We start from the raw sequence: 5419 nt of genomic DNA, 5'->3' as shown, positions 1-5419 counted from the left end.
AGACGTAGATAGACGCCTATGAACACGAGCTCTAAATAACCGCAACAGGCGGATGCCCTCCCATACGGGAAATGGCATCCGCCTGTTTTTGTGTTGGCTTTATCGCTGTGTTACAAATTGCAGGATTTCCTCTGGCGTGTGCAGAATGTGCGATGCGCCGTGTTCCAGCAGGAACGCCTCATCCCGAAAGCCCCATGTCACGCTGAGGCAGGGCATATTGGCATTCTTTGCGGTTTCGATGTCCACATCGGAGTCGCCCACGTAGACCGCCTGTTCTCTGGGAATTTGCAGCTGGCGGAGCACCTCGTTAACGGAGTCCGGCGCAGGCTTTTTCCGTACGCCCTCCCGTTCACCGAGGGCTGCATCAAAGGTGTCCGGGAAATACATCTCGCATAGCTTCTGTACGGCAAAGTCCGCCTTGTTGGAAACGACTGCAACGGCGAAACCCTGCGCTTTCAGCTGGCGCAGCAGTGCCGGAATGCCGTCGTATGCCTTGGTCGTATCTTCGCAGTGTGCAGCGTAGTAGGGCTTGAAGTCCTCATAGACCGCATCGATTTCCTGCCGTGGCGTTCCGGCGGGAACACCACGCTCGATGAGCTTATAAATGCCGTTTCCCACAAATCGCCGCACCTCGTCCAGCGTGCGAACGGGGAAGCTGTGCTGCGTCAGCACGTAGTTTAGAGCATCTTTCAAATCCTCCAGCGTGTCTAAAATTGTGCCGTCCATGTCAAAGATAACGAGTTTCCGGTTCATGTGTTGCTCCTTTTCTGTGGTGGTTCGGTGGAATTCCTGTTCAATCCGGTCATAATGCCGGTCAATTGCCTGCATGCATCCGGTGCGGTCTTTGCATTGGAGGGCACGGAGAATCTCGGCGTGTTCCGCACGCAGCTCCACCCTGGCAGGTTCGTCGGCACGTGCCATGACCTCGCCGATCCACTCCCGATAGATGTCCATGATCGCCTCCATCAGGCAGATCCACACTTTGTTCCCGGTGGCGCGGATCAGCGCATAGTGGAACTGCATATCCAGCTCTGCCTCGTCCCGTCCTGCCGGCGCCAGAACGCCGCACAGCGCCTCTTCCGCCTGCGCCTGAAATGTGTCCGCCATGCCGTTCTCCATAATGGAAAGACAGACCGCCTTTTCGGTCTCCCGCCGGAACTGGCAGATGTCTTCTTGGGTGAGCTGGCGCATGAGAATCATCAGCTTCAGCATAGCAGAGATCTGACGGGCGATGTTCTCCGCCAGATAGTTTCCGGAGCCTTGGCGGCACTCCACCGCACCCATGTGTTCCAGTGTGCGCAGTGCCTCACGGGTGGAGTTGCGGCTGATGGAGAGCGTCTCTGAAATGGCACGCTCTGTGGGCAAGCGCTCGCCCATGCGCAGGTCGCCGGATTCGATCAGACTGCAAATATAGCGGATGACTTTGGTGTATTCCCGATTGTTTCCCATGGACAACTCCTCTTACAGAATGGCGGAAAAGAGTGATGCGCCAACTACGGTCATAATGCCGGCAACGCCAATGGAGAGGCTGCTCATTGCTCCCTCCACTTCGCCGATCTCCATTGCCTTAGCGGTGCCGATGGCGTGGGCAGAGGTGCCGATGGCAATGCCCTTTGCCACAGGTTCCGTGATGCGGAAAATTTTGCACACAAGCTCTGCAATAATATTCCCCAGAATGCCGGTGATGATGATGACAGCAACCGTCAGGTTGACGTAGCCGCCCAGCTCTTCGGAAACGCCCATGCCGATGGCGGTGGTGATGGACTTGGGGAGGAAGGTGACGTATTCCTCGTGGTTCAGCTTGAAGAACACCGCCATGACCAGAATGCTGCAAAGGCTGGTGATGACACCGCTGGTGATGCCGATGGATACTGCTTTCAGGTTCTTTTTCAGCAGGTCGAACTTCTCATAGAGCGGTACTGCCAGACAAACAGTTGCTGGTGTGAGCAGGTAGCTCAGATATTTTGCGCTGACATAATAGGTGTCGTAATCGATGTGTCCCACTATTAGTACCACAACGGTAATGACGATGGAGATCAGCAGCGGATTCAGGAACGGCAGCTTGAACTTGCGCTGCAGCAGCATGCCGATGCCATAGGAGATGATGCTGATGGAAGCACCAAAAAATACAGAGTCCTGAAAAAAATCATTCATGATGACACGCTTTCTTTCTGTCCCGCCGGATGACGGCCTGTGTGATTTTGCCCGCTGTAGCCATGACCAGAAATGTGGAGAGGACGGTGATGACCAGATAGGGGATGATCTTCGCACGGATGATGCCCCACGATTCCATGAGTCCCACTGCCGCCGGAATGAACATCAGCGGCATGATCTCAATGAGGAAGATGGCGGTGTCTTTGACATAGTCCAGCTTGAGAAATCCCGTTTGCAGACAGACGAACATCAGCGCAAATCCCCAGATACTCGCCGGAATGGGGAGCGGAATCAGCAGGTTGAGCAGTTCTCCCGAAAAGGAGAGAATCAGGATGATTCCGAATTGTTTGAGATACTTCATTTGATTTTCCTTCTTTTTCGATTGGTACTACCAATTATACTGCGGCGGATGCCGGATGTCAAGGGATTCGGTCGAAAACCGTCAGGTTATACAAAGTTCCTTCCAAAAGTGAAATGTGCGTTGACATGTGGTGTTTTGGTGCGCTGAACGAAATTGAACGGTTTTGCACGATTTTACGGGAAACGCATCCCGATTTTGAAAAAATCGATTCCATATGGTATCAATTTCATCAAAATGGGCATGATTTTTTTGTGAAAATATACAATAGCTGTGAGATGAACTCGTTCAATTCGCTGAAATTGACGCTTTTTGAAAGATTTTGACTGAAAAGACTTGGCCTCAAATGAATTCTGTGGTATTCTTATCTCGCAAGGGACGAAAGAATTCAAAAGAATTCAGAAACGTGCAAAGGAGGTACGTTTGAAATGTTAACAGAAGAACGGTTTGCGATTATTTTGGAGACAGTCCAGCAGAAGCGAAGCGTTCGGGTGACGGAACTGTGTGCATTGCTGAATGCGTCGGTTTCCACCGTGCGGCGAGACATCAACACGCTGGCGGAAATGGGAAAGCTGGTCAAGGTGCACGGCGGTGCCATTGCCCTGAATGAGAGCAGCTTTTCCGCTGTGGAAAAGGATATGACCGAAAAGGCACAGCTTTTCACGGAGGAGAAAGAAGCAATCGCCCGCTATGCAGCGTCTTTGGTAGATGAGGACGATTTTGTGTACATCGATGCGGGAACGACCACGGAGAAGGTGATCGACTACCTGCCGCAAAAGCGTGTGACGTTCGTGACCAACGGCTTCATCCACGCCAGAAAGCTGGCACAGAGAGGGTTTCGGGTCTACATCCCCGGCGGAGAACTGAAACTTTCCACAGAGGCGATCATCGGCACAGAATGTATACTGACGCTGAACAACTACAACTTTACCAAGTGCTTCATGGGAACGAACGGAATCTCCGTTCATGCGGGGTTCTCCACCCACGATATCAGCGAGGGCAGTGTGAAAACCGCTGTGATCGACAACAGCATCCAGACCTATGTGCTCTCCGATCACTCCAAATTCGGCAAGGTGACTTCTGTGACATTTGCGCAGCTCAATCGTGGACAGATCATTACAGATCGGCTGCCGGATAAAACATACAGCAGCTATACATCCATCAAGGAGGTTATGTAACTATGATATACACCGTGACATTCAATCCGGCGATTGACTATGTGGTGCATGCGGACGACATGCAGGTCGGGGCAGTGAATCGCTCCAGGCAGGAGGAGGTTTACTTTGGCGGAAAGGGCATCAACGTCTCCGTGGTGCTCCATGAGCTGGGGCTTGCATCCAAGGCGCTGGGATTTGTCGCCGGCTTTACAGGGGAGGCAATTGAACAGGGGCTGAGAGCGGATGGCATTGAAACCGATTTCATCCATCTGGAAAAGGGCTTCTCCAGAATTAACGTCAAGATCAAATCCGGTGAAGAGACCGAGCTGAACGGACAGGGCCCGGAAATTCCGGAAGACAAGCTCCGGCAGCTGTTTGACCAGCTGGAGCAGGTGCAGGACGGCGATACGATCATTCTGGCGGGCAGCATTCCGGCTTCTCTGCCGGCGGACGTTTACGAGCAGATTCTGCGGCATCTCTCCGGTAAGCAGGTGCGTGCCGTGGTGGATGCGACCAGGGATCTTCTGGTCAATGTCCTGAAATACAAGCCGTTCCTCATCAAGCCCAACAACTTTGAACTGGGCGAGATCTTCGGCGTGCCGCTGAAAGACGATGTGGACGAGATCGTGCGCTATGCCGGAAAGCTGCAGGAAATGGGTGCAAGAAATGTGCTGGTTTCTATGGCAGGCGACGGTGCAGTGCTTCTGGACGAGAACGGCGGGGTGCATGCCTGCGGCGTTTGCAAGGGAACAGTCAAGAATTCCGTGGGCGCCGGAGATTCCATGGTTGCCGGATTTGTGGCTGGCTGTGAGACCGGCGACTATGACTATGCGCTGAAGCTGGGAACAGCGACCGGCGGTGCTACGGCATTCTCCGAAGGGCTGGCGAAAAAAGAACTGATTGCTGAGCTATTGCAGCAATTGATGTGAGGAGGTAAAGAATATGCGTATTGTGGATTTACTGAGGAAAGAGAGTATTCTTTTGGGGGCTGCGCCGGAATCCAAGACAGAGGCAATCGACATGCGGGTCGATTTGCAGGACAAGGGCGGCAGGATCGCCGATAAGGAAGCCGATAAGAAAGGGATTCTGGCAAGAGAGGCCATGAGTTCCACCGCAGTGGGAGAGGGCATCGCCATTCCCCACGCCAAGAGCGAGGCGGTAAAAGCACCCTCGCTGGCAGCGATGACGGTTCCGAATGGCGTGGATTATGAGGCAATGGACGATGAACCGTCCAACCTGCTGTTTATGATCGCAGCACCCAATGACGGCGACGTGCATCTGGAAGTGCTCTCCCGTCTGATGACGCTGCTCATGGACGAAGATTTTCGGGCAAATCTGCTGGCAGCGGAATCCAAGGAGGCATTCCTGCGGATGGGCATTGATGAGCTGTCCGTTTCGCCGGGATTCGTGCTGAAGGTGCGGGATGCCGTGCGGAAGCTGGATCTGTCTAAATAGAGCGGAAAGAATGTTCAGAAGCATGTACGGCTGCTGCGCTCCGGTATTTTCCGGGTGTGGTGCCGTACATTTTTTTGAAGCAGCGGTTGAAATAGGAGAGGCTGTCGAAACCGGTTTCCATGGCGACTTGCAGAATGGTATCCGAGGTGTCCCGCAGACGCTTGGCGGCTTTCTCCAGGCGGTAGCTATTGAGGTACTGGACGAAGCTGGTGCCCATGGCGTGCTTGAAAAATTTCATGAAATAGGACTCGCTGTAAAAGCATGCGCCGGCGATCTCGGCGATGGAGATGGGGCG

6 protein-coding genes and 1 pseudogene are annotated in these 5419 nt (G+C 53.4%); 3 read left to right on the top strand and 4 right to left on the bottom strand.

Annotation, left to right across the window (positions count from 1 at the left end; translation table 11 throughout):
- Nucleotides 1–99 precede the first annotated feature (99 nt).
- Genes QZL66_RS11920 through QZL66_RS02835 form a run of 3 tightly spaced genes read right to left on the bottom strand, consistent with a single transcriptional unit; the run spans nucleotide 100 to nucleotide 2515 of the window.
- Entirely contained in the window at nucleotides 100–1449 is a 1350-nt protein-coding gene (locus tag QZL66_RS11920; RefSeq protein WP_022410256.1) for an HAD-IA family hydrolase, read from the bottom strand.
- Nucleotides 1450–1461: 12 nt separating this feature from the next.
- Nucleotides 1462–2154, bottom strand: a complete 693-nt coding sequence (locus tag QZL66_RS02840) for an LrgB family protein (protein ID WP_022410255.1) — start codon at nucleotides 2152–2154, stop codon at nucleotides 1462–1464.
- Complete coding sequence (locus tag QZL66_RS02835; protein WP_022410254.1) at nucleotides 2147–2515, bottom strand: CidA/LrgA family protein; 369 nt, start codon at nucleotides 2513–2515, stop codon at nucleotides 2147–2149. The genes QZL66_RS02840 and QZL66_RS02835 overlap by 8 nt, the downstream gene beginning before the upstream one ends.
- Nucleotides 2516–2940: 425 nt before the next feature.
- On the opposite strand from QZL66_RS02835, the gene QZL66_RS02830 reads away from it, so the two are divergent.
- The 3 genes and pseudogenes from QZL66_RS02830 to QZL66_RS02820 form a co-directional block, all read left to right on the top strand.
- The gene (locus QZL66_RS02830) at nucleotides 2941–3690 is read left to right on the top strand and encodes a DeoR/GlpR family DNA-binding transcription regulator (RefSeq protein WP_022410253.1); all 750 of its coding nucleotides are present in this window, start codon (nucleotides 2941–2943) and stop codon (nucleotides 3688–3690) included.
- A gap of 2 nt (nucleotides 3691–3692) precedes the next feature.
- Nucleotides 3693–4598, top strand: coding sequence for a 1-phosphofructokinase (gene pfkB, locus QZL66_RS02825; protein WP_022410252.1), 906 nt, complete (start codon nucleotides 3693–3695; stop codon nucleotides 4596–4598).
- Nucleotides 4599–4611: 13 nt separating this feature from the next.
- A pseudogene (locus QZL66_RS02820) lies at nucleotides 4612–5043 on the top strand (PTS sugar transporter subunit IIA); the annotation flags it as partial.
- A gap of 73 nt (nucleotides 5044–5116) precedes the next feature.
- Here the strand turns inward: QZL66_RS02820 and QZL66_RS02815 are convergent.
- The coding region (locus QZL66_RS02815; RefSeq protein WP_293601799.1) for a helix-turn-helix transcriptional regulator at nucleotides 5117–5419 on the bottom strand (303 nt) is incomplete at its 5' end.

Origin of the sequence: Ruminococcus sp. CAG:330 (assembly GCF_000437175.1) — a bacterium.
Classification (GTDB): domain Bacteria; phylum Bacillota; class Clostridia; order Oscillospirales; family Ruminococcaceae; genus Ruminococcus_C.
This window is presented reverse-complemented; position numbering and strand designations above follow the sequence as displayed.